Genomic DNA, 22996 nt, shown 5'->3' with positions numbered 1-22996 from the left:
TAGTCATACCTTACTGACACGTTATATCCCAGAAATACCCTAAATATATTATCAGGAAAGTCAAGGTTAACAATTAAAGTGAATTTCCTGATATTCAAGCAATAAAAATTATCAGATAGCTTGCAATATTATAGGTAGTTTAAAGTAAAGTTTGCGATAGCAGTGAAATCACCTGGTTTCACTTCTTCAGTGCTCTTACCGTCTTCTCCTACTACTGTCAAACCTTTCAGATGTGCCGCGAAGTTCAGATCGTTGTTGCCATCATGCAGAGACATTGCGTCTGATTCTGTTCCCAAAGGAATCACTTTGTTTCCGTGGTTAGTGATTGCAATTGCTGCACCTTGTGCTGTACCTTCGATAGCCAGTAAACCTTTCTCACTCGCTTCTGCGCCAGTAAAGGTGGTTTTCACGCTTTTTTGAGTCTCAGTAGTACAACCTTCTAACTCAATTTTGAAAGATTTGGAAGCTGAACGGCCGCCATCTTTCAGAACGTGACTGGAAACGGCACCCAGATCAACTTCAACATTGGTGTTTTTGATTGAGCAAGGTGCATCAATGATAGAGCCTTTGAATTTAACTGTACCACTACCTTGGTTAGTCGCACTTGCAGTGCCAGCAGCTAAAGCCACACCAAAACCTACAACCATCGCTAATTTGTTCAGTTTCATAATTTAACTTATTCCTTTAATCGAAAAGTAGATATTAATAACCAAAGGGAAGCCGAAGCACAGAAATTAAATTCTGACACTTAGGCAAATGATTATTTAGTTTTTTGACGTAGATCATAACCTGTCAAAATAAACCAAACCGGCAATATCATTCTACATAATAAACCTTAAGTCAAATTTCAGTCGATAAATCTACTTATGCTCCTTAACATCATATGAAATATGAATTTTTCCCAAAAAGTACGCATAATGAGTAGTATATTTTACTGATTATTTTCCAATTTTGGGTTATTCCCCTAAATTATATCGAACAATGTTTAGTAATTTAGCATCTTAATTGGTGTTGTTTTATTGCTCTATTTTATCTGTCTGAAAGGGAGGTGAATTTTATTATCCAGACATAATCATAACATTTAGTTTTTATTGTCATGATTATCTGGCCGTTCAATATAAAAACAGGATATTTATCCAAAAAATATGATTATCAAACTAATTATCAATTGAAAATATTTCTTAAAAAGATTATTCAGGTTATATTAAGTTTATTATTTTTTATTCATTTTCTAATCAAATTAGAAAAAAAAAGAAAGCATTCATTAAATAAACGACTAAAGCCTATTCTTAATAATAGATATAATTTGGCGTGTGATTTATAAACAAAAGCCCTCTCCAATAACGGAAAGGGCTTATAATTTTTTAATAAAATGCTAAAACTATTGACGCTTTTTTAATTGTCACCCAGCAAAATGGATTCAAGCGCAATCTCGATCATGTCATTAAATGTATTTTGCCGCTCTTCAGCGGTGGTTTGTTCACCCGTACGGATATGGTCAGAAACAGTACAAATCGCCAACGCTTTTGCGCCAAATTCAGCAGCAACACCGTAAATACCCGCGGCTTCCATTTCAACACCCAGAATGCCGTATTTTTCCATTACGTCGAACATTTGAGGATCTGGTGTATAGAACAGATCCGCGGAGAAGATATTGCCAACACGTGTGGTGATATTCTTCGCCTTCGCTGCATCAACGGCATTACGAACCAGATCAAAGTCAGCAATAGCAGCGAAGTCGTGATCTTTAAAACGCAGGCGGTTTACTTTGGAATCAGTACATGCCCCCATACCGATCACAACATCACGGATTTTAACGTCTTCGCTAACCGCACCACAGGAACCGATGCGAATGATTTTTTTAACACCAAATTCAGTGATCAGCTCTTTGGCATAGATAGAGCAAGATGGGATACCCATTCCATGCCCCATAACAGAGATGCGGCGGCCTTTGTAAGTACCGGTGAAACCCAGCATGCCGCGGACATCGTTAACCTGACGAGCATCTTCCAAGAAAGTTTCCGCAATGTATTTTGCACGCAGTGGGTCACCAGGCATCAAAACAACATCAGCAAAATCGCCCATCTCAGCATTAATATGTGGGGTAGCCATAAATTTATTTCCTTGTTTTTATTACGTATCAAAATAGATGAAAATAGGGAGTCCCTAAGATCTCCGCCAAAAACTAAAACATCGCTTTGCCGTAATCCATTGGTGTCAGATCGAAGTATTTTGCTACTGTCTGCCCCATGTCGGCGAACGTTTCACGATGTCCTAGTGAACCTGGTTTAACTTTAGGTCCGTAAACCAGAACCGGAACATGTTCACGGGTGTGATCTGTTCCCGCCCAAGTTGGGTCACAACCGTGGTCAGCGGTCAAGATCAGAATGTCATCTTCTTTAACCAATTTCAGCATTTCTGGTAAACGACGGTCAAACAGCTCCAGTGCTGCCGCGTAACCGGCGACATCACGGCGGTGACCATAGGAAGAATCAAAATCCACAAAGTTGGTAAATACGATGGTGTTATCTCCCGCTTGCTCCATTTCAATCAGCGAAGCATCAAACAAGGCATCAATGCCTGTTGCCTTGACCTTTTTGGTGATCCCTACATTCGCGTAGATATCTGCAATTTTGCCAATGGAAACCACTTCACCTTGCTTTTCATCAAGTAGTTTTTTCAGGACAGTTGGGGCTGGTGGCTCAACGGCTAAATCATGACGGTTGCCAGTACGCTGGAAATTCCCGGCTTTATCACCCACAAAGGGACGGGCAATAACGCGGCCAATGTTATATTCGCCAATATTCAACTCTTCACGAGCAATTTCACACAGCTCATACAGACGATCCAAGCCAAACGTCTCTTCATGGCAAGCAATCTGGAAGACAGAATCCGCAGAGGTATAGAAAATCGGTTTACCGCTTTTCATATGCTCCTCACCCAACTTGTCCAAAATAACGGTGCCAGAAGAGTGACAGTTACCCAGATAACCAGGCAGATTTGCCCGTTCGACCAGTTTATCCAGCAATTCCTGCGGGAAGCTGTTTTCTTCGTCATGGAAATAACCCCAGTCAAACAGAACCGGAACGCCGGCAATTTCCCAATGTCCTGACGGCGTGTCTTTACCAGAAGAAAGTTCGCTCGCGTAACCATAAGCGCCGATAATTTCGGCATCTTTATCCAGGCCAATCGGGAACGTTCCGCAAGATCCTTCCGCTGCCTTGCCCAATCCCAGACGGCTCAGGTTTGGCAAATGTAGTGCCCCCTTGCGGCCAATATCCGCCTCACCACGGGCACAACGTTCTGCAATATGACCCAAAGTGTTAGATCCCTTATCACCAAACTTTTCAGCATCAGCCGTTGCACCGATACCAAAGGAATCCAATACCATGATGAATGTACGTTTCATAATTTTCTCCTGCGTCAATTCACGCTATCAATGCGGAAACTGCCAGCTATTAAAATCAATTTAAATGCTTGTATGATTTATCCACGGATATAACGATAAACCATAGGTGTGGTGGCTTGTGTCTCGCTTTCCTTAAAGACAAGCGCCTTACGTACTGCTTCGGCGGCTTCATACCAGGCACTCTCGCTATTGGCATGAACGATTGCTAAGGGAGTATCCGCGTTCACTTTTGTGCCCAGCGCAACGATATCACTCAGCCCCACACTGTAATTAATCGGATCTGTCGCCTTACGACGTCCTCCGCCCAGTGCAACAACAGACATGCCTAAGGCTCTGGTATCCATTTTTGCAACGATGCAATTTTTTCCCGCTAATCTCTGTTCAGCTAACACCTCGCCAGCCAATACTGGCCTGACAAATTTCGCCGTTGGGAGGTAGCGAGTGTAATTTTCGACAAAATCAGTTGGCCCTTTCTGTGCTGCCACCATGCGACCAAATGTTTCCGCCGCGCTGCCACTGTCCAGTGCTGCCTGTAGCTTACGGTATGCATCGCCACGATCGATAGCCAAATTACCAGAAACCAGCATTTCAGCAGATAATGCCATGGTAACTTCAAATAACCGAGGGTTACGGTATTCCCCCGTCAAGAATTGGACGGCTTCACGCACTTCCAAAGCATTACCCGCGCTGGATGCCAAAACTTGATTCATATCCGTCAATAGTGCCGTGGTTTTGCACCCCGCACTATTGGCGACTTCAACGATAGCTTCGGCCAGTTGTTCTGATTGTTCGTAGGTCGGCATAAATGCCCCTGAACCCACTTTCACATCCATGACCAAAGCATCCAGCCCTTCGGCCAGTTTTTTACCCAAGATGGAGGCAGTGATCAAAGGAATAGAGTCAACAGTTGCCGTAATATCACGTGTCGCATAAAAGCGTTTATCCGCAGGTGCCAGCAAACTTGTTTGCCCGATAATGGCAATACCGACATCGCGAATAATATCGCGGAAACGGTGCTCATCAGGGAAAATATCAAAGCCGGGAATGGATGCTAATTTATCCAGCGTTCCTCCGGTATGCCCCAAGCCACGACCCGATATCATTGGCACATATCCCCCGCAAGCCGCCACCATTGGGCCAAGCATCAGGGAAGTAACATCCCCTACGCCGCCCGTCGAGTGTTTATCGACAATCGGGCCGGGTAAATTCAATTGCTTCCAGTCTAAAACCGTCCCAGAATCACGCATCGCTAATGTCAGTGCGACCCGCTCCTCCATCGTCATGTCATGGAAATAGATAGTCATTGCCAGTGCAGCGATCTGCCCTTCGGAAACCGTATTATCGCGGACACCGTTAATAAAGAAGCGGATCTCTTCTTCATTCAATGAATGACCATCACGTTTTTTGCGGATAATTTCCTGTGCCAGAAACAAAGCTACCTCCCAATCATGATTATCTGAAAAGAATGGCAGTAATGCACCCTATCTTAGCGTGTGTGCAATCAGTCATTATTGATCTCAATAACCACTACTCTGCTTTTGGCTCTGATGTCCAAGAGTCGTCAGCAAACTACCCAACAAACTGGACGCACCGAAACGAAAATGACGGGAATCAACCCATTTGTCTCCCATAATACGTTCTGCCAACGCCAAATATTGTGCCGCTTCTTCGCTAGTACGCACACCGCCTGCTGGTTTAAAACCAACGCGATCACCTACGCCCATATCACGGATCACGCTCAACATAATTTCGGCACTTTCCAGCGTTGCATTAACAGGAACCTTACCGGTTGAGGTTTTGATGAAATCCGCTCCAGCCTTAATTGCAATTTCCGATGCCTTGCGAATCAAAGCTGCTGTTTTTAATTCACCCGTTTCAATAATGACTTTTAGCCAGACGCCTGATTCAGCACAGACCGTTTTACAGGCTGTGACCAAGTTAAAACCAATCTGCTCATTACCCGCCATCAAGGCACGATAAGGGAACACAACATCCACTTCATCAGCACCATAAGCTATGGCAGCACGAGTTTCAGCCAGTGCAATGTCGATATTATCATTGCCATGCGGGAAGTTAGTCACCGTGGCAATGCGAATATCAGGGGTTCCCTGTTCGCGCAATACCTTACGTGCCACAGGGATAAAACGTGGGTAGATACAGATAGCGGCCGTCGGTCCGGCGGGACTGTTTGCCTGACGACAAAGTGTTGTTACTTTCTCATCCGTATCATCATCATTAAGTGTAGTTAAATCCATCAAACCCAGCGCACGCTGAGCGGTAGCAGTTAAATCGGTCATAAAACTCTCCAACGGTATTATTATCGTCACTGAATCAGACAACAGACTTAAACAAAAGCAGGTGAGAAATCTCACCTGCATTCAATTTAATATAGACTTCCTGCGTCTTACAACGAGAGGAAGAATCCGGCAATTGTTGCACTCATCAAGTTAGAGAGTGAACCCGCCAATACAGCTTTCAAGCCGAAACGGGCAATATCACCGCGACGGTTTGGCGCCATACCACCTAAGCCGCCCAACAGGATCGCAACAGAAGACAAGTTAGCAAAACCACACAGGGCAAAAGAGATAATTGCTTTAGTATGGTCAGAAAGCACTTGCAGACCTGCTGCCTGAACGACATCGTCTGCTTTCAGGTATTCACCAAAGTTCATAAATGCTACGAACTCGTTGACCACTAATTTCTGCCCGATAAAAGAGCCTGCAATTGTTGCTTCATTCCACGGAATACCGATCAGGTAGGCGATTGGTGCAAAGACCCAACCCAAAATCAGTTCCATCGATAATTGAGGATAATCAAACCAGCCGCCGATACCGCCTAAGATACCGTTCAGCAACGCAATCAACGCAGTGAATGCCAGCAGCATTGCGCCAACATTCAAGGCCAACTGCATACCCGATGCCGCACCCGATGCCGCAGCATCAATCACGTTTGCAGGGCGCTCTTCCGCTGCAATCAACGACATGGCATCAGCCGTATCATGGGTATTTTCTGTTTCCGGCACGATCAATTTCGCAAACAGCAAACCTCCTGGTGCGGCCATAAATGAAGCTGCAATCAGGTATTCCAATGGAACGCCCATAGATGCATAGCCCGCCAGAACTGAACCCGCAACAGAAGCCAGACCACCACACATGACGGCAAACAACTCAGACTGGGTCATGGTCGCAATATATGGACGCACAACCAGAGGAGCTTCGGTTTGACCTACGAAAATATTCGCAGTCGCAGACAAAGATTCAGTGCGTGATGTTCCCAGTATTTTCTGCAATCCACCACCTAATATTTTAATGATGAGTTGCATAATGCCCATGTAATACAGCACTGCAATAAGGGATGAGAAGAAAACAATCACGGGCAGAACACGCAGGGCAAAGATAAAGCCGCCCCCGCCAAACAATTCAAACATTTTGTCGGAAACCAGTCCGCCAAAAATAAAATCTGTCCCTTTTTGGCCATATCCAATCACGTTGGAAACACCTGCGGACATTCCCTCTAGAATGTCTTTACCGGCTGGTACATAAAGTACAAATGCCCCAATAACAACCTGAATCAGAAAGGCGCCCAGGACAGTGCGGATTTTAATAGCTCGATAATTACTGGAAAAAAGTACTGCGATAAAAACCAGCACTACCATCCCGATCAGGCTCATAAGGAGTTGCATTGGAAGAATCCCTGTTCACTGAATAAATAATAAGAAAATATGTCAGTTATTCGATAAGTTCCTACTGACATTGTGTGCGAAGCGATTATACCTAGGACTAAAAAGGAACAAGCAACTAACATCACAAATTACTACTGCAAAAAGTAATATAAAAACTAAAAATGAGACATCCATCACATAAAGCCATCTAATTTCGGTGGGATTAGATAATTTAACGGAGAAAAAGGTGAAAAACAGGATAAATAGGCAAGGAATATAAGTTAAGCATTATTAATATGTTATGAATCAACGCAATGCAAATAGCGCCATACTATTTTGGTAAATTTGATTGGCAATTTCATCTGACGGCTCTCGGCGCAACTCACACAATACGGAAAAAACCTGTGCAACTCTTTCTGGCCGATTTGGCTGCCCCTGAAATCCTGATAACGGCATATCAGGTGCGTCCGTTTCTAATACCAACGATGACAGGGGTAATTGTGAAATGGTGTTACGTGTCTTGTGCGCCCTGTCATAGGTAATTGTTCCGCCAACACCAATGTAAAACCCCAGGCGAATAAAAACTTGAGCTTGGGATAAACTCCCCGCAAAACCATGAATAACCCCTGCTCGTGGCAACTTATGTATTCTCAATATTGCCGCCAATTGATCATGGCTTTTTCTGGAATGGAGGATCACCGGTAGATCATATTGCTTAGCGAGTTTTAGCTGCGCTTCTAACATGCTTTTCTGCTTTTCAAACTGCGGATCTGGCATATAAAGATCAAGGCCAATTTCGCCTACTGCAACGCACTTGGCCTCTTTTTCCTGTAGTGTTTGCTCCAACGCATCCAAATGAATCTCTTGGTGGTCAGCAATATAGAGTGGATGTAAACCAAATGCGGCATAAATTGGAGAATAAGCCTTAGCCAACGCAGAAACTCTCTGGAAATTCATTTGACTTACCGTGGGGATAATAATTTTTTCCACGCCCATTTGTCTGGCTTGTTGCAGGCTCGCTATTTCATCACCAACAAAAGGGGGAAAATCAAAATGACAATGTGTATCAATAAACATGTTAATTATCCAGGTTATCCATCATGAGAGTCCTTGTCGTTTGCACATGCTCCACCCCCTCAGACGCAGGGGAACCCTCTGGTGAGCAATGATTGCCGCGGTTTAGGAAATGGTTTCGCCGAAAACAGTGGTGTTCAGAACTTAACCCTGTACGGAGTACCCCATAGCTATTAAGTTCTGCATTCCCAAATTTGCCTTCAACAAAAGTATGTCCAATTGTTGCCAGAAAATATCGTCCGCAACGCCGTCCTAAATGATAATCTTGATTTAACGCACTAAGCCGACTGCCCAAAGCCATTGTAGCCAAGGGAGCTGGTGGATAAATTTCAAAAACTTGCACATCATCCGGTGGGTTTTCGATAAATTTCTGTGTCCGGCGGTAACTCTGTGCATGGAGGTTGAGCATCTTGACCATTCTTTGCAAGCTACTGGCCTCTAACCAGCGCTCCATGCGTTTGAGCCACTGGGGTGTATAGTAAAGCTGTGAAGGCACTGTGCGGATCACAACTATAGTATCTGCCCCACGGCGATAGGCCTCCTGCACTGGGATCGCATCACAAATACCACCATCTTGATAAACGACATCACCAAGAGTAACGCCATTACGATAAAACCCTGGAATGGCGCTTGAGGCCTTGACAATATCCATCCAATTTTTGTCATCTGGATGCAGGTAATTCGGCTCAAAATTATCCGAGCGACAGGCGCACATGTAGAATTCACGTCCAGCATCAAACTGACGCATTGCAACAGAAAAATTGAGGGGTAACTGCTCAGATACGGTATCAATATACCAATCTAAATCGATCAAATGCCCACCGCGCACAAAGCGCAATGGATTAAAAAAAGCGGGGTCGGTTGTATAACGGTTGATTACCTTGCGTGCATATCCCCTCTGACCACAAATATAGGCAGAAAGGTTTTGCGCTCCCGCTGATGTCCCAAGGAACAGTTCAAACGGATTAAAGCCAAGACGGAGAAATTCATCCAAAACACCGGCGGTAAAAATACCTCGCTGACCACCACCTTCACAAACGAGAGCAATTTTCCCAGGTTTGATTTGTGATTTATAAGCTAAAGGTTCGATATTACCCAATGTTATTGAAATATGTTTCCCCACTCCTCTCTCCCTCTGAAAGTCAATAGCAGCACCAAGCCATAGCACATTAGCCGAATATCTATCAGTATATCGTTATCCAAACAACTTGCTTTTAACATTTTTATAAAAATTGAAAAAAGAGAGCATCAATAGTTAAATTGATATAAAAATAGCAAACTATCTGAATGCCGCCAGCGAACAGCATTCCTATGAATAATCTCGCCACTTAACAGTGATATTATCTGAGGAAAAAAAGCAGAAAGAGTGGCTATTATCAGCCACTCTATTCAAAATATCTGTTATTGTTCAACCTACGCTTTTTTCAAACTAAGATTATTTCTTAATCTCTATTGTGCTTTTTACTGATTTAATCCCTTTTATTCCATGAACAATCTTAATTATCTTTGCCGCTTGATGTTTGTTTTTGACAAAACCGGAAAGATGGACAACGCCTTTTTCCGTTTTCACCGAAATGTCATGACTATTTATCCCCTTATGTTTCAGCAATTTTTCTTTCACTTTTGCTGTAATGGCACTATCGTCTAAATAAGCATCTGCTTTTTGCAAGGAGTTATCGATTTGTTGCCCTGTATTCTCCAACGTTTTTCCTACAGAAAGATCCGCTGCCAGAGCACTACCACTGACCAATGCCGAGCCTAAAACAACAGCCAGTAGTGAATATGTAAATTTTTTCATCCTACCACCTTTTTTAACTTCAGCCTGAATACCAAAACAGTATGTCAATTAGGCAATGGTGATAAAATGAGATTTACAAAAAATAACGTATATTTTCGTTAATCCAGAGAATTATTCTTTTATTGGCATAAATAGCAGAGGAGATATATAGAATAAATAATAAGGGCCAACAGAATAGCTGGCCCCGAAAAGATATTAATGTTCCCGTGTTTTACGGAAGGAAACATCAGGATAGCGCTCACTGGTCAAGTTTAAATTAACCATTGTTGGTGCAATGTAAGTTAAGTTATTCCCCCCATCGAGAGCCAGGTTCTGCTCATTTTTGCGCTTGAACTCTTCCAATTTCTTCGCATCGCTGCACTCTACCCAGCGAGCCGTAGAAACGTTAACCGGTTCATACAGCGCTTCAACGTTGTATTCACTCTTCAAACGGGCAACAACTACGTCGAACTGAAGCACACCTACCGCCCCGACGATCAAATCATTATTGGACAGCGGACGGAATACCTGTACAGCGCCTTCTTCTGACAATTGCACCAGACCTTTCAGCAACTGTTTCTGCTTCAACGGATCGCGCAGACGAATACGGCGGAACAATTCAGGTGCAAAGTTAGGGATGCCAGTAAACTTCAACTCCTCACCCTGGGTAAAAGTATCGCCAATCTGAATGGTGCCATGATTATGCAGACCAATAATATCCCCTGGATAAGCGTGTTCGACATGAGAACGATCTCCTGCCATAAAGGTCAGTGCATCAGAAATGACCACATCTTTCTTAATGCGAATCTGACGCAGTTTCATGCCTTTTTCATATTTACCAGAAACAACGCGCAAAAATGCCACACGGTCACGGTGTTTCGGATCCATATTAGCCTGAATTTTGAAAACAAAACCGGTGAATTTTTCTTCACTGGCAGCCACTTCACGCGCATCAGTCTGACGAGGCATTGGGGTTGGCGCCCATTTCACCAGGCCATCCAGCATATGATCAACGCCAAAGTTACCCAAAGCAGTACCGAAGAAGACGGGGGTTAATTCTCCCTGTAAAAAGGCTTCCTGATCGAATTCATGGGATGCCCCTTTGACAAGTTCCAGCTCTTCGCGCAATTGATTCGCCAGATCTTCACCCACTGCCGCATCCAGCTCAGGGTTGTCCACTCCTTTGATAACACGAACTTCCTGAATGGTATGCCCCTGGCCTGATTGGTACAGGTAAGTTTCATCAAGGTAAAGGTGATAGACGCCTTTAAAGTATTTACCACAGCCGATTGGCCATGTGATTGGGCTACAGGCAATATTCAGCTCATTTTCCACTTCATCCATGAGTTCCATTGGATCACGAATATCACGGTCGAGCTTGTTCATGAATGTCAGGATCGGCGTATCACGCAGACGAGTGACTTCCATCAACTTACGGGTACGATCCTCAACCCCTTTCGCGGCATCGATGACCATCAAACAGCAGTCAACGGCAGTCAAGGTACGGTAAGTATCTTCTGAGAAGTCTTCGTGTCCTGGGGTATCCAGTAAATTAACCAGACAATCAGCATACGGAAACTGCATCACGGAAGTGGTAATGGAAATACCACGCTGTTTTTCCATCTCCATCCAGTCTGATTTGGCGTGTTGGTTAGAACCCCGTCCTTTGACCGTTCCCGCTTTCTGGATCGCCTGTCCGAACAGTAATACTTTTTCGGTAATGGTTGTTTTACCCGCATCCGGGTGGGAAATGATTGCAAAAGTGCGCCGTTTCGCGACTTCCTGCTGAAATGAGGAGTTTGACATCAATTAGAATCTTCTGGTTCGTAGGCGGATTGATATCACTTGGAAAGCGCCCCCTGATGGCGCTCCACTGGCAAATCCGTCGTGTTAATCGTGATTGGCGCTTATTTTGGCTGAACTTGGATTTATAAACAATCAGTGATTTTTAGACTTATTACTCAAATCAACTTAAAACAACGGCAATGCCATAATAATGGCATCTTCCTTACCTCCTGCCGCAGTCGGGTAATAATTCTTACGGATAGAAACTTCATTGAAGCCCATATCTTCGTACAAACGAATAGCAGCCTGATTAGAACGTCGGACTTCAAGCCACAATGTATTGATCTGTTTTTCAGGTAATAGGTTAATGAGATGCGTCAGTAATGCCCTGCCATATCCCCGCGATTGATATTCAGGATGAATAGCAATATTAAATAGTGTTGCTTCATCCATAACATACTGTGTTATCGCAAAACCGATCATCTGGTCATTCTGCGTTATCTTATAGTTGAGATAACGTTCTCCCTGATTGGAGTAAAAGGTTTTTTCACTCCACGCAAACGCATGACTGGCTTGTTCTATTTGAAATGCTGCGGGAAGATCAACGGGAGTTAATAGAGAAATATTCTTCATAATGGTAAATTTGTTGCCAAAGAGCGCGTTTTGCATTCCCATCAAGAGATAAGTCATTTAATGCTGGGCTTCTCAAAGAAATCCCTTGTACTGGTAAGGTAATATCAATCCCCAACAGCCAGCTTGGGCAGTGGATTGATTCCGAAAGTAGCTCAACATCTTTGGTCGTGATGCAATATACCGATGAGGCATCGATCCCCATGGCTGTAAAAACATCAGCAAACAATGAATGACTTAAGTCAATGTGATCATGACTAATGATCAATAGACGGGTTGAATCAGGGATGAGGACAGATAATTCGCCTTGCAAAGCCATCGGGCTACGCAAAACCCATTGGGTGATCCCCAGGCGGGAAAGTAATCTGTCACGCTTTGTCATCGTGTTTTATTCCATCTGCCGTAAAAAAATAACAGGTAATATATTATCAGAGGGCTTATCCCGGCGCCAACCAGCTTGCCAGTACCGCCCTCTGATATTCAGATAAAGATTTATAAGGAGCTATACATAGATGTCAGTATTAACCCCGGCCAGCGAAGTTATCCTGCGCCATCATGAACAATTTCGCTCTCGTCATCTGCTCTTTGCCGGTGATCTTCAGGATAACCTGGCAACGGAAATTGAAGCTGCAAGTGTGCATGTGCATACTAACCAATATCACCACTGGCAATCCCTGATCCGTCAGCTTGGTGATAATGCCTGGTTTGGCCTTGTAGCGGACAGCGCATTTATCAGAGAATGTGATACGCTGATTTATTACTGGCCAAAAAGCAAACAAGAAGCGCGTTTTCAACTACGCAATCTATTTTCTATCCTGCCATCCGGTACTGATATCTTTATTGTGGGTGAAAACCGTAGTGGTGTACGCAGTATTGATAAGTTAATGGAAGGCATCGCTACTTTCGGTAAAATTGATACAGCACGTCGTTGCAGCCTGTTTTACGGTCAATTGAAAAACCAGGTTCAGTTTGACCAAAACAATTGGTGGAACAGTTATCAGGTGGAAGATGTCACCGTCAATACACTGCCCGGCGTATTTAGCCAGGATGATTTGGATATCGGCAGTCGTCTGCTGCTTTCTACTTTCGATGCCCCTCTCTCTGGTAGCCTGCTGGATATGGCTTGTGGTGCCGGCGTATTGGCTACTGTATTGGGTAAAAAGAACCCTGACTTATCCCTGACATTAAGTGATGTCAATGCTGCCGCTATCGTATCGAGTAAGGCGACCTTGCAAGCCAATAAGCTGAAAGGCAATGTAGTCACAAGTAATGTGTATTCTGCCATTGAAGAAAAATTTGACTGGATCATTTCTAATCCCCCTTTCCATGATGGCCTGAAAACCAATTTGGCGGCGGCTGAAGATATGATCCGTATGGCACCAAACTATCTGAAATCCGGCGGTAAATTGCGGATCGTTGCAAACGCTTTCTTACCTTATCCTAATCTGCTGGATAAGACCTTTGGTGGCCATAAAGTCATTGCGCAAACAGGTAAATTCAAAGTATACCAAGCGACTAAGAGATAATTGAGGCAGAAAACGCAATTCCTCTGTTGCCTGCCCTAATTTAACGGGCAGGTAATATTTGTTGACATCGACATGCTGATTTTTACACCAATCACGCGTTTTCTCCCTAAATAATGATTGACGCCAGCCATAAAATCTCTAGAATGCGCCTCCATGCTATTCGCTTAAGTGATAGTCGTTTAAGTAATAGTATCTGATTAACGCGAGGGTGGCGGAATTGGTAGACGCGCTAGCTTCAGGTGTTAGTGTCCTTACGGACGTGGGGGTTCAAGTCCCCCCCTTCGCACCAAATCAGATAGCTATCAATTAAACAAACCAGATAAATGGCAGTACCTGCGAGGGTGGCGGAATTGGTAGACGCGCTAGCTTCAGGTGTTAGTGTCCTTACGGACGTGGGGGTTCAAGTCCCCCCCTTCGCACCACTGTTACATTTTTCTTCTCTTTCTCGTTGTTTCCTCAATCTTCCTTAATGTCCCAGATAGCGCAAGCAAGCAAACAGGCTGCATATAATGGCAATGCCAGCAGGTATCAATAGAAAATGACGTGCATTACGATGTAGTAACAGAACAAGTGTCAGCAGCATGGCGCCTTGAATGACAAACTTAAATTGTTCTATTCCTGCACCGACTATTTCCAGCACTGATACAATAACTACCGATGCGATCAAACTGGATAACAGTAATCCCCAGAATCCCGTCATACCTTATCCCATCATGCTTTGGTAAAAAACAGCTTTAACTTCCACTTTGTGCTAAACATAATCAGCCACCCACTATAACAATAATGATTCTCAATACCCTATATGGTAGCGAATTAATTACAAGTTGAAAGTCAATGATAGGGATTATAAGCAAGATATGATTATTTTAGCGACATGGCATCACGTATGGTAAAGAACAGATCGGTCTGATCAGTCAAACCGACAACATTGGCTGCGTGTGGGCCATAAGCGGCAACACGTAGCTGTGTACCGGTATGTTCCTGTCTATCCCCTTCCGAATTACCATAGTTTACGGTCATGACTGCGCCATCTTTTGTAATCAGCGATCGAGTCAAGCCAGGGGATTTGACACTAGGCTCAATGAGTTGGCTAGCATGCGCATGATCGGCAGTCACAATCACCAGAGTATCACCATGTTCTTTGGCAAATTTAAGGCCAGCTTGTACAGCCTTATCCAAGGCTACTGTTTCACCAATTTGTGCACAAGGGTTGGCATTATGATCCTGTTTATCAATCGAAGCACTTTCCACTTGCAGGAAAAAGCCATTTTTATTCTTTTTCAGTAAATCAATCGCCTTTTCTGTCATTTGCTCCAATGTAGGTGCGTTAGGATCTAATTTAGCATTCACTGCACATTTCACTGGCTTTTCATTGATATTACCGTGATAAACCGCTTTTGGCCCTTCCCAGATGACATCCATATTTCCATCATGGAATAAGCCCAACAAGGGTTGTTGTTGATTGGCATCTTTGACGGCTGACAATGACTTCGCATCCGTTACCCATTGGTATCCCTGCTCCAATGCCTGTTGCTGCAATGTCTTCCCTTTATTGGCGCCCGATCTCGATTGCTGGGTAAACGATTTTGCACCACCTCCCAAGGTGACATCCGCACGTGCGGTCAGCAATTGTTCAGTAATAGATCCTTTACCTCCATTTTCCAGAGCATCTGTGGTGCAATACTTTGAAGTTTCTTTAGGGCCGTAGCAGTTACGATGCGTAATATGGGCGTATAAAGCCGCTGGTGTTGCATCCTGAATTTCGGCCGTGGTGATATTTCCCGTTGCCTTGCCGTTCTTTTTAGCCAGCGCCAAAAGAGATTGATGAGGGTTGCCAAAGACATCGATTCCCAACGCCCCATTATAGGTTTTTACTCCTGTTGCCCAGGCCGTGGCAGAAGCCGCTGAATCTGTAACATAGTTGGGTTTCTTTGTCTTCTTGTCTAATGAGTAGTGGGTATATTGCCCCGTGAATGGCAAGGCATCTATCCCTTTAAAGAATCCACCTGCGCCTTCGGCATAATTACGGGCAATGGTAATTTCAGAATCCCCCATACCGTCGCCGATAAACAAGATCACATTTTTGGCTTTGTTTTTGTTCAATGCAGCCTTAAGCGCTTCAGTTTGATCTTGGGTGAGACGGCGGGCACCACCAAATTCGGTAATATCGCCTTGGGCTGCACGCTGTTGCGCCATAATGTGATTTGGATCGCCAACAGCCCATACAGGCACTGTAACTCCTGACATCAATACAGCAACCACCGCAGCAAGCAGATTTTTTTCATAATTACACGACATAGGATTTTCCTTGCAATCGGATGAATAGAATAAAAAAATCATCATGTTGAGTTGCCCGGATAATAGATATGTCACATGACAATTATTTGAACCTATGGTGACATTCTTATGACAACGATTTTTTCTGCAAGGCAAGAAGAAAAAAATGAGCGCGTCAGCAAACAAAGGCCAAGTAGCGCTCTATCAATATAATTCCCTATTCCATTGGTGAGTTAACGCCCCCATCAATAACGCATCATGACCGATTTCAGCTCCGTGTAATGTTCAATAAATGCGCTGCCAAACTCACGCCCCATTCCTGAAGACTTCATGCCCCCAAACGGAACAGCAGGATCGACAAACGTATGCATGTTGATCCATAACATTCCTGCTTCAATGCGAGAAGTCATACGCATCGCCTTGCTCATATCATTCGTCCATAGGCTGGCAGACAGACCAAATGGCGTTGCATTCATCATAGTCATTAGCTCTTCCTCATCATCATAACTGAGGAAAGTACCAATCGGCCCGAATGTCTCCTCGTTCATGAGTGTGTCTTCAACACGATTGGCTCTAATCACTGTGGGTGCGACAAAGAATCCCGCCCCCTCCAAAGCATAGCCTCCGTGGACAATTTCATTGCCTTCCTGACGCGCTGTCTCAAACATAGACAGAATTTTTTCGTAATGTTCTTTATTTGCCAAAGGCCCCATTTCCGTCGATTCATCAAGGGGAGAGCCAATTTTCATCGCAGATAAGCGTTCAGAAAGTAACGCCAAAACCGCATCCATGTGAACGGATGGAATATAAAAGCGCTCCGCGGCTGCACAAATTTGCCCTTGATACACATATCCCGCCTCCAGTATGCCATCAACGATCTTTTCAACTGTCATATCAGACAGAAAAGCCGCTGCGTTTTTACCGCCAAGCTCCAGCGTTGTGCGCTTTAGTCCTTGCTCCATAGCCAATTTCCCCACACTCATTCCTGTTGGAACCGAGCCTGTAAAAGTGACTTTAGCGCATTGAGGATGATTAATGAGAGAAGATCCAACGCGGGCGCCTGAACCATTGACGATATTGATCACACTATCTGGGATACCCGCTTCTTTTGCCAATTCGGCCACACGAAGCATGGTTAAGGGGGTATATTCACTGGGTTTAAGCACAATCGTACAACCACAGGCCAATGCGGCTCCCAATTTCCAGATCGCAATCATGATGGAAAAATTCCACGGGATAATACCAACTACAACACCAATAGGCTCACGGCGCGTGAATGCCGAATATTTTTCTCCTTTAAACGATGGCAATGAAACATTCAGGGTTTCCCCCGTGATTTTGGTCGACCATCCGGCAAAATAGCGTAAATAATCGGCTGATGCTCCCACATCCAGCATACGGGATAATTGGATCGGTTTACCGGAGCATACACTTTCCAGTTGTGCTAACTCCTCACTATTTTTTTGTAATAGATCAGCCAACCGATTCAGGCAATTTCCCCGTTCCAGAGGAGATGTCTGTGCCCACACACCGTGAAAAGCGGCTGATGCCGCCTGCATTGCCTGATGAACTTCGGTATCTCCACCTTGATTGACCGTAGCGATTACTTCACCAGAAGCTGGGTTAACGATAGAGAAAATTTCATTTTCCTGACCAGCGACAGAGGCTCCATTAATATAATGACCATGAGAACGCTGCAAAAAAGTGGTAACGGACTCCAGCAAATTAATTTCACTCATTATTTTTTCCCCTGTCTAGTCAGACAATGGCCCATTTATACAAGCCATATAATGTTTGACGAAACGTTCACTGGTGATTTCCCACAATATTTCACTCCCTTTTGCCGCAAACCACGAATCGCCTTTATGATATTCAACCATCACCCCAGTTTTGACATCGGTCAGTTTCACTGAACCTTCATGCACTGTTGCCATCTCATCGAAGGGATAGGTCATTTTAAATTTGCCCTTAGTACAGGCAAAAATACCACATGTCAGATTATCCGATGGTTCTCCGTGGATCATGGCTACACTCGCCTGCGGCTCCCCTTCTACCACAATAGAACCAAGATTAGTGACACTGCCAATTGGCAGTAATTCAGGAAGTGCTTTATCTAACAATAATGGCTTTATCATGATGTTTACCTTTAACTGTTACGTTCCAAAAATGTAAAAAGAAAAACTAACGACGCCCTTTCCAATAACCGGAAGTTTGGTGCCAGGTCTTACCGACAGAGAGCAGTACATTTCTCAGTTTTTCTTTCCCGATAATATTGAGGTGTGGAATCGAACTAAGTAGCGAATAACGCTCTGAGCCTTCGCTCATTCCCTCAGCCAGAATTTTGCAGATGATGTGGCTCGGTGTGACACCAAAACCTGAATAGCCTTGAACATAGAACACATTTTTATGCTGAGGCAGAGAGCCAATTTGCGGGAACAGATTAGCGCTGCAACATAATGGCCCGCCCCATGCCAGTTCTATCTTCACATCTTTCAAGTAAGGGAAAGTTTTGAGCATGAGATTGCGGTTCCATGCTTTTAAATCGGCAGGAATATACTCTATAAAATGTGTCGCACTGCCATATAACAGGCGATTTTCTTTGGTAACACGGTAGTAATCAATGACTGGGCTAATATCACTGTATGCCCCTCTAATTGGGCTGATCTTATCAATCAAATCATCCGACAGCTTTTCTGTCATCAATTGAAAAGCATAGGTGTTGATCGTTTTTCTATAAATAGTCGGTTCGAGTCCATCCAAAAAGCCATTACATGCCCACAGCATCTTACTGGCACGAACCGATCCTGTTACTGTGCGTACTGTAACTCTGGGACCATATTCTACGCTCACAACCTGGCTGTTTTCGAAAATTCTGACGCCATACTCAGTGGCAGCCTTGGCTTCTCCAAGTAGCAAGTTGAGCGAGTGAACATGCCCGCCTCCCATGTGTTTTAACGCACTGGTATAACGGTCTGAGCCAATGACTTTTTTAACATCTGCGCCAGTATAAAGCTCAATTTCTGTGTCAGGGGAAGCCGAACGAAATTCCTGTAACCAACCTTGCAAGGTCTTATCATGTCGAGAATTCCAGCCAAGATAGGCATACCCCTGGCAAAAGTCAGCCTGAATATCATATTTGGCAATTCGGTCACGAATAATTTCTGCTCCCAAACTGCTGATTTTAAATATAGTTTCCAGACCTTTTTTACCTACGTGGCGTTTGATCTTATCCAAATCATGACCAATGCCCGTCATCACCTGACCACCATTACGGCCTGTACCGCCATATCCCAACGTTCGGCCTTCCAAAATAGCAATATTGGTAATGCCTTTTTCTGCCAGCTCTAATGCTGTATTGATACCGGAAAAACCTCCGCCAATAATAACTACATCAACATCCAGATCTTCTGTCAGCATTGGAAAACGAAGATCATATTTTTTTGTCGCCGTATAATATGTTAATGAATCAAGTTTATTATTCATGTTATACCCCATGAGCATCTGCTTATCCCCTGATGGTATATACAGCTAATTACCTTGTTACTGCTTTTTTCAGAGGGTGTTTATCACATTTTTTGAACATTAGTTATTCAGGTGTATTAACAAAACAATAAAGAGCAATTTACTAATAAGTTAATAAATTTATAAAAATAGACATTCATGCATTTCATGTCTGCTATATATATGAATCATATGCACTTGAAATGCTCAAATCATTTGTTGTTTTCATGTTAACCAAATCACAATTATTAGGTTATTTATTAATAAATTGTAATTTTTTGATTTCCGTTTTGTGATGAGATTGGAGGGAATTTTTCTGTTAGTAAATTATCCTAATAGTAAATATTTACATATGTACCTAATAGGCTTCGAGTTGTGACTGACAAAACAGCAACTTGAAAAATGAAGGGTATAATCACTGGAAAGGAATAAATATGCTACCCAAGAAAATCATCCTTGATTGCGATCCTGGGCATGATGATGCCATTGCTCTCTTACTTGCCCACGGTAACCCCAATATTGAACTGCTGGCTGTGACGACCGTTGTTGGTAATCAGACCTTGAATAAAGTCACCCATAATGCTCTTTGCGTTGCACGCATCGCCAACATTCATAACGTTCCCTTCGCAGCAGGTTGTCACCGTCCACTTGTGCGGGAGATCAATACCGCCCCTGATATCCACGGTGAAACTGGTCTGGATGGTCCGATTCTTCCTGAACCTAATATGAAACTGGATGAGCGCCATGCAGTTGATCTTATTATCGATGTGATTATGGAAAACCCGCCCAAAAGTGTGACTTTGGTTCCAACGGCGGGTTTGACAAATATTGCTATGGCTGCACGCAAAGCACCGCAAATCGTTGAGCGTGTAAAAGAAGTTGTATTAATGGGAGGGGGTTATCATAAAGGAAATAAAAGCGCAGTTGCAGAATTCAATATCGTCATCGATCCAGAAGCCGCACACATTGTTTTTAATGAAAAATGGCCGCTGACGATGGTCGGTTTAGATCTCACTCACCAAGCGCAAGCAACACCTGAAATTATCGCGGCAATCGCCCAGATTAAGACACATTCCGCCAAGTTCGTTTTGGATGCACTGAAATTTTACGGTGATAGATATCGTGAGCATCAAGGATTTAGCTATGCTCCCGTGCATGATCCCTGTGCTGTAGCCTATGTGATCGACCCTGATGTTATGACGACCCAAAAAGTCCCCGTGAATATCGAACTTATGGGAACCTTAACAACTGGAATGACTGTTGCAGATTTCCGTTTTCCACCACCTGAAGATTGCCATACGCAAGTTGCGGTCAAATTGGATCACGCCAAATTCTGGCAATTAGTGATTGATGCCCTGAAAAATATTGGCGAAACAACTTACTGATATTATTAATTTATTCTTTGACTATTGAGGCTATCCCTCCGCCTCAATAGCTAAAAGAATTTCTGTCAAACTAGCCGGATTCCCACCAACAACGATAATCAAGCCAGCTTTGTTAGCTACAACTTTGCAACTGAAAGTAAAGAAGATGAAGAAACAGGAGATGGGTTGTTGAAATTTATCTTTCTAATAACCTGTATTATTCTCTTGGTAATGAGTTTTAACGGGGAGGATGTATTACCCCAAAATCGAATAACTCACTGAGTTCAATCTGCAATCCATTGGCTATCACATTAATAATTTCCAAAGTAGGGTTCCTGACACCACGTTCAATACCACTAACATAAGTGCGATCCAGTCCACATTTGTCGGCAAAAGCCTCCTGTGACATCCCAGCTTCTCTCCTGAGATACCTAATTCTTTGGCCAAAAAGGGATCTGATGTTGTTCGATTTTTTCATCCGATAAGTATCGATTCATGTTACTTATCCGACCACGGACTATGAGTCACGTTTCAGCTAGAGTTATGCTATGATGTGTGACTTATAGTCTACTGAATACTCACTTACTTTTTAATTGAAAAGATGATCGATAATTGGAGAGCTTAAGGATGGAAAAAAAAGACTGGCATTCTGCTGACATCATCGCTGAATTGAAAAAACGCGGGACATCACTGTCAGAAGTATCGCGAACAGCAGGGCTGGCGTCATCAACTCTTGCCAATGCATTGCAACGACATTGGCCAAAGGGGGAGCGTCTTATTGCAGCAGCGCTGGGACGCACACCGGAAGAAATATGGCCTTCTCGTTATGAAGAGAAATAATCATAAACCCAGCACTACGCTGGGTTTATTTATAAGCAAATCAGCTCGCCAACTTTAAGCCAATAATACCCATTACAATCAGGCCAAGGCTCAATATTCGAGCGAAATTCGCGGATTCCCCCAACACCATGATGCCGAAAATCGCCGTACCTACCGCGCCAATACCTGTCCACACTGCATAGGCTGTTCCTGCCGGTAGATTTTTCATGGCATAGGCTAGCAATCCTACACTCATGATCATTGCACTGATTGTAATTAAACTCGGCACCCAGCGTGAAAAACTGTGGGTATATTTCAGACCCACCGCCCACACGACTTCCAATAGACCAGCAATAAGAAGGATCAACCAAGACATGTCTTTCCCTTTATATGATGACAAGTGGGGCCGTCCCCGATGAGATGACGTTTATCCAGGTCGTCCAGGATAACGGTAAGAAATGAAATTGGATTATAGCTAGCCGATCTGATGGCCGCAATGACAATACCCAACGAGTTATAACAAAAAAACCGCAACCTCTAGACGAAGAGGCTGCGGTTTTTTTAGAATAACAAGCGTGATTATTTCACGCGAGAAACGTATTCACCAGAACGAGTATCTACTTTGATCACTTCGCCGAGCTGTACAAACAGAGGTACTTTAACTACGGCGCCAGTGCTCAGGGTTGCAGGTTTACCGCCGGTACCCGCAGTATCACCTTTCAGACCTGGATCGGTATCAACGATTTCCAGTTCAACAAAATTTGGTGGAGTTACAGCGATAGGACGGCCATCCCACAGAGTCAGAATACATTCTGCCTGATCGATCAGCCATTTTGCACTGTCACCAACGGCCTTTTCATCCGCAGCCAACTGCTCGAAAGTTTCGTTGTTCATGAAGTGCCAGAATTCACCATCGTTGTACAAATAAGTCAGGCTAACATCCATGACATCTGCGCTGTCAACAGAATCTGTTGATTTAAAAGTTTTTTCCAGCAGTTTACCTGAGATCAGTTTACGAATACGAACTCGGGCGAATGCCTGTCCTTTACCTGGTTTAACAAATTCACTGTCAAGAATAGCGCACGGCTCGCCATCTAACATGATTTTAAGACCTGAACGGAATTCATTGGTACTATAAGTAGCCATGGAGATCCTCTAATTTTTAACAAAATG

Annotated in this window: 23 protein-coding genes and 2 tRNA genes; 5 read left to right on the top strand and 20 right to left on the bottom strand. The window is 43.7% G+C overall.

Annotation, left to right across the window (positions count from 1 at the left end):
• Positions 1–128: 128 nt before the first annotated feature.
• From Xedl_RS13920 to Xedl_RS13865, 12 genes are all read right to left on the bottom strand, one after another.
• Entirely contained in the window at positions 129–668 is a 540-nt protein-coding gene (locus Xedl_RS13920; RefSeq protein ID WP_074024433.1) for a fimbrial protein, read from the bottom strand.
• 727 nt (positions 669–1395) lie between these two features.
• Complete coding sequence (gene deoD, locus Xedl_RS13915) at positions 1396–2112, bottom strand: purine-nucleoside phosphorylase (RefSeq protein ID WP_074024432.1); 717 nt, start codon at positions 2110–2112, stop codon at positions 1396–1398.
• A 73-nt stretch (positions 2113–2185) separates the two neighbouring features.
• Positions 2186–3409 (bottom strand): phosphopentomutase, encoded by a 1224-nt coding sequence (gene deoB, locus Xedl_RS13910; protein WP_074024431.1) that lies wholly within the window; start codon positions 3407–3409, stop codon positions 2186–2188.
• Positions 3410–3486: 77 nt separating this feature from the next.
• The gene (gene deoA, locus Xedl_RS13905) at positions 3487–4842 is read right to left on the bottom strand and encodes a thymidine phosphorylase (RefSeq protein WP_074024430.1); all 1356 of its coding nucleotides are present in this window, start codon (positions 4840–4842) and stop codon (positions 3487–3489) included.
• An 84-nt stretch (positions 4843–4926) separates the two neighbouring features.
• On the bottom strand, positions 4927–5706 hold the full coding sequence (deoC, locus tag Xedl_RS13900) for a deoxyribose-phosphate aldolase (RefSeq protein ID WP_074024429.1): 780 nt from the start codon (positions 5704–5706) through the stop codon (positions 4927–4929).
• 107 nt (positions 5707–5813) lie between these two features.
• Positions 5814–7079 (bottom strand): NupC/NupG family nucleoside CNT transporter, encoded by a 1266-nt coding sequence (locus tag Xedl_RS13895; RefSeq protein ID WP_208605062.1) that lies wholly within the window; start codon positions 7077–7079, stop codon positions 5814–5816.
• Positions 7080–7376: 297 nt separating this feature from the next.
• Positions 7377–8147 carry a TatD family hydrolase gene (locus tag Xedl_RS13890; protein ID WP_074024427.1) on the bottom strand — a complete coding sequence of 257 codons (771 nt, stop codon included), beginning with the start codon at positions 8145–8147 and terminating at the stop codon, positions 7377–7379.
• 1 nt (position 8148) lies between these two features.
• Positions 8149–9267: a patatin-like phospholipase family protein gene (locus Xedl_RS13885; protein WP_074024426.1), complete on the bottom strand. Its 1119-nt coding sequence runs from the start codon at positions 9265–9267 to the stop codon at positions 8149–8151.
• Positions 9268–9579: 312 nt separating this feature from the next.
• Positions 9580–9942 carry a BON domain-containing protein gene (locus Xedl_RS13880; protein WP_074024425.1) on the bottom strand — a complete coding sequence of 121 codons (363 nt, stop codon included), beginning with the start codon at positions 9940–9942 and terminating at the stop codon, positions 9580–9582.
• A gap of 195 nt (positions 9943–10137) precedes the next feature.
• Entirely contained in the window at positions 10138–11727 is a 1590-nt protein-coding gene (prfC, locus tag Xedl_RS13875; protein ID WP_074024424.1) for a peptide chain release factor 3, read from the bottom strand.
• A 165-nt stretch (positions 11728–11892) separates the two neighbouring features.
• On the bottom strand, positions 11893–12339 hold the full coding sequence (gene rimI / locus Xedl_RS13870; RefSeq protein ID WP_074024423.1) for a ribosomal protein S18-alanine N-acetyltransferase: 447 nt from the start codon (positions 12337–12339) through the stop codon (positions 11893–11895).
• Positions 12308–12718 (bottom strand): DNA polymerase III subunit psi, encoded by a 411-nt coding sequence (locus Xedl_RS13865; RefSeq protein ID WP_074024422.1) that lies wholly within the window; start codon positions 12716–12718, stop codon positions 12308–12310. The genes rimI and Xedl_RS13865 overlap by 32 nt, the downstream gene beginning before the upstream one ends.
• Positions 12719–12848: 130 nt before the next feature.
• On the opposite strand from Xedl_RS13865, the gene rsmC reads away from it, so the two are divergent.
• The 3 genes from rsmC (at position 12849) to Xedl_RS13850 (ending at position 14284) form a co-directional block, all read left to right on the top strand.
• Positions 12849–13862, top strand: a complete 1014-nt coding sequence (rsmC, locus tag Xedl_RS13860) for a 16S rRNA (guanine(1207)-N(2))-methyltransferase RsmC (protein WP_074024421.1) — start codon at positions 12849–12851, stop codon at positions 13860–13862.
• A gap of 202 nt (positions 13863–14064) precedes the next feature.
• Positions 14065–14151: transfer RNA gene (locus Xedl_RS13855), tRNA-Leu, on the top strand.
• A 46-nt stretch (positions 14152–14197) separates the two neighbouring features.
• Positions 14198–14284, top strand: a tRNA-Leu gene (locus Xedl_RS13850).
• A 44-nt stretch (positions 14285–14328) separates the two neighbouring features.
• Here Xedl_RS13850 and Xedl_RS13845 read toward each other — a convergent pair.
• From Xedl_RS13845 to Xedl_RS13825, 5 genes are all read right to left on the bottom strand, one after another.
• A complete protein-coding gene (locus Xedl_RS13845) occupies positions 14329–14562 on the bottom strand; it encodes a DUF1435 family protein (RefSeq protein WP_074024420.1) in 234 nt (77 codons plus the stop codon).
• 161 nt (positions 14563–14723) lie between these two features.
• Positions 14724–16160: an alkaline phosphatase gene (phoA, locus tag Xedl_RS13840; protein ID WP_074024419.1), complete on the bottom strand. Its 1437-nt coding sequence runs from the start codon at positions 16158–16160 to the stop codon at positions 14724–14726.
• 224 nt (positions 16161–16384) lie between these two features.
• The gene (locus Xedl_RS13835; protein WP_074024418.1) at positions 16385–17878 is read right to left on the bottom strand and encodes an aldehyde dehydrogenase family protein; all 1494 of its coding nucleotides are present in this window, start codon (positions 17876–17878) and stop codon (positions 16385–16387) included.
• A 15-nt stretch (positions 17879–17893) separates the two neighbouring features.
• Positions 17894–18274 (bottom strand): cupin domain-containing protein, encoded by a 381-nt coding sequence (locus Xedl_RS13830; RefSeq protein WP_074024417.1) that lies wholly within the window; start codon positions 18272–18274, stop codon positions 17894–17896.
• Positions 18275–18320: 46 nt separating this feature from the next.
• Entirely contained in the window at positions 18321–19622 is a 1302-nt protein-coding gene (locus Xedl_RS13825) for an NAD(P)/FAD-dependent oxidoreductase (protein ID WP_074024453.1), read from the bottom strand.
• A gap of 452 nt (positions 19623–20074) precedes the next feature.
• Here Xedl_RS13825 and uriH point away from each other — a divergent pair, with 452 nt between their 5' ends.
• Complete coding sequence (uriH, locus tag Xedl_RS13820; RefSeq protein WP_074024416.1) at positions 20075–21025, top strand: uridine-preferring nucleoside hydrolase UriH; 951 nt, start codon at positions 20075–20077, stop codon at positions 21023–21025.
• 217 nt (positions 21026–21242) lie between these two features.
• Here the strand turns inward: uriH and Xedl_RS13815 are convergent, their stop codons facing one another.
• Positions 21243–21413: a helix-turn-helix domain-containing protein gene (locus Xedl_RS13815; protein WP_339373742.1), complete on the bottom strand. Its 171-nt coding sequence runs from the start codon at positions 21411–21413 to the stop codon at positions 21243–21245.
• A gap of 218 nt (positions 21414–21631) precedes the next feature.
• On the opposite strand from Xedl_RS13815, the gene Xedl_RS13810 reads away from it, so the two are divergent.
• Positions 21632–21844, top strand: coding sequence for a helix-turn-helix domain-containing protein (locus tag Xedl_RS13810; RefSeq protein WP_074024414.1), 213 nt, complete (start codon positions 21632–21634; stop codon positions 21842–21844).
• Between the two features lie 40 nt (positions 21845–21884).
• Here the strand turns inward: Xedl_RS13810 and sugE are convergent, their stop codons facing one another.
• Positions 21885–22199 carry a quaternary ammonium compound efflux SMR transporter SugE gene (gene sugE, locus Xedl_RS13805; protein WP_074024413.1) on the bottom strand — a complete coding sequence of 105 codons (315 nt, stop codon included), beginning with the start codon at positions 22197–22199 and terminating at the stop codon, positions 21885–21887.
• Between the two features lie 203 nt (positions 22200–22402).
• Complete coding sequence (efp, locus tag Xedl_RS13800) at positions 22403–22969, bottom strand: elongation factor P (protein ID WP_074024412.1); 567 nt, start codon at positions 22967–22969, stop codon at positions 22403–22405.
• Between the last annotated feature and the right edge of the window lie 27 nt (positions 22970–22996).

The sequence above is a fragment of the Xenorhabdus eapokensis genome (assembly GCF_001908105.1).
The sequence above is the reverse complement of the archived record's forward strand: the minus strand, read 5'-3'. Positions and strand labels throughout refer to the sequence as shown.

What these genes read in the sequence shown, in the direction of transcription:
- Xedl_RS13835 (WP_074024418.1), bottom strand. Translation starts at nt 17,878, where the DNA reads ATGAGTGAAATTAATTTGCTGGAGTCCGTTACCACTTTTTTGCAGCGT.
- Xedl_RS13810 (WP_074024414.1), top strand. Translation starts at nt 21,632, where the DNA reads ATGGAAAAAAAAGACTGGCATTCTGCTGACATCATCGCTGAATTGAAA.
- deoB (WP_074024431.1), bottom strand. Translation starts at nt 3,409, where the DNA reads ATGAAACGTACATTCATCATGGTATTGGATTCCTTTGGTATCGGTGCA.
- Xedl_RS13920 (WP_074024433.1), bottom strand. Translation starts at nt 668, where the DNA reads ATGAAACTGAACAAATTAGCGATGGTTGTAGGTTTTGGTGTGGCTTTA.
- rsmC (WP_074024421.1), top strand. Translation starts at nt 12,849, where the DNA reads ATGTCAGTATTAACCCCGGCCAGCGAAGTTATCCTGCGCCATCATGAA.
- Xedl_RS13895 (WP_208605062.1), bottom strand. Translation starts at nt 7,079, where the DNA reads ATGAGCCTGATCGGGATGGTAGTGCTGGTTTTTATCGCAGTACTTTTT.
- phoA (WP_074024419.1), bottom strand. Translation starts at nt 16,160, where the DNA reads ATGTCGTGTAATTATGAAAAAAATCTGCTTGCTGCGGTGGTTGCTGTA.
- sugE (WP_074024413.1), bottom strand. Translation starts at nt 22,199, where the DNA reads ATGTCTTGGTTGATCCTTCTTATTGCTGGTCTATTGGAAGTCGTGTGG.
- deoD (WP_074024432.1), bottom strand. Translation starts at nt 2,112, where the DNA reads ATGGCTACCCCACATATTAATGCTGAGATGGGCGATTTTGCTGATGTT.
- Xedl_RS13830 (WP_074024417.1), bottom strand. Translation starts at nt 18,274, where the DNA reads ATGATAAAGCCATTATTGTTAGATAAAGCACTTCCTGAATTACTGCCA.
- Xedl_RS13815 (WP_339373742.1), bottom strand. Translation starts at nt 21,413, where the DNA reads ATGTCACAGGAGGCTTTTGCCGACAAATGTGGACTGGATCGCACTTAT.
- Xedl_RS13825 (WP_074024453.1), bottom strand. Translation starts at nt 19,622, where the DNA reads ATGAATAATAAACTTGATTCATTAACATATTATACGGCGACAAAAAAA.
- deoC (WP_074024429.1), bottom strand. Translation starts at nt 5,706, where the DNA reads ATGACCGATTTAACTGCTACCGCTCAGCGTGCGCTGGGTTTGATGGAT.
- Xedl_RS13865 (WP_074024422.1), bottom strand. Translation starts at nt 12,718, where the DNA reads ATGACAAAGCGTGACAGATTACTTTCCCGCCTGGGGATCACCCAATGG.
- uriH (WP_074024416.1), top strand. Translation starts at nt 20,075, where the DNA reads ATGCTACCCAAGAAAATCATCCTTGATTGCGATCCTGGGCATGATGAT.
- Xedl_RS13845 (WP_074024420.1), bottom strand. Translation starts at nt 14,562, where the DNA reads ATGACGGGATTCTGGGGATTACTGTTATCCAGTTTGATCGCATCGGTA.
- Xedl_RS13890 (WP_074024427.1), bottom strand. Translation starts at nt 8,147, where the DNA reads ATGTTTATTGATACACATTGTCATTTTGATTTTCCCCCTTTTGTTGGT.
- efp (WP_074024412.1), bottom strand. Translation starts at nt 22,969, where the DNA reads ATGGCTACTTATAGTACCAATGAATTCCGTTCAGGTCTTAAAATCATG.
- rimI (WP_074024423.1), bottom strand. Translation starts at nt 12,339, where the DNA reads ATGAAGAATATTTCTCTATTAACTCCCGTTGATCTTCCCGCAGCATTT.
- prfC (WP_074024424.1), bottom strand. Translation starts at nt 11,727, where the DNA reads ATGTCAAACTCCTCATTTCAGCAGGAAGTCGCGAAACGGCGCACTTTT.
- Xedl_RS13880 (WP_074024425.1), bottom strand. Translation starts at nt 9,942, where the DNA reads ATGAAAAAATTTACATATTCACTACTGGCTGTTGTTTTAGGCTCGGCA.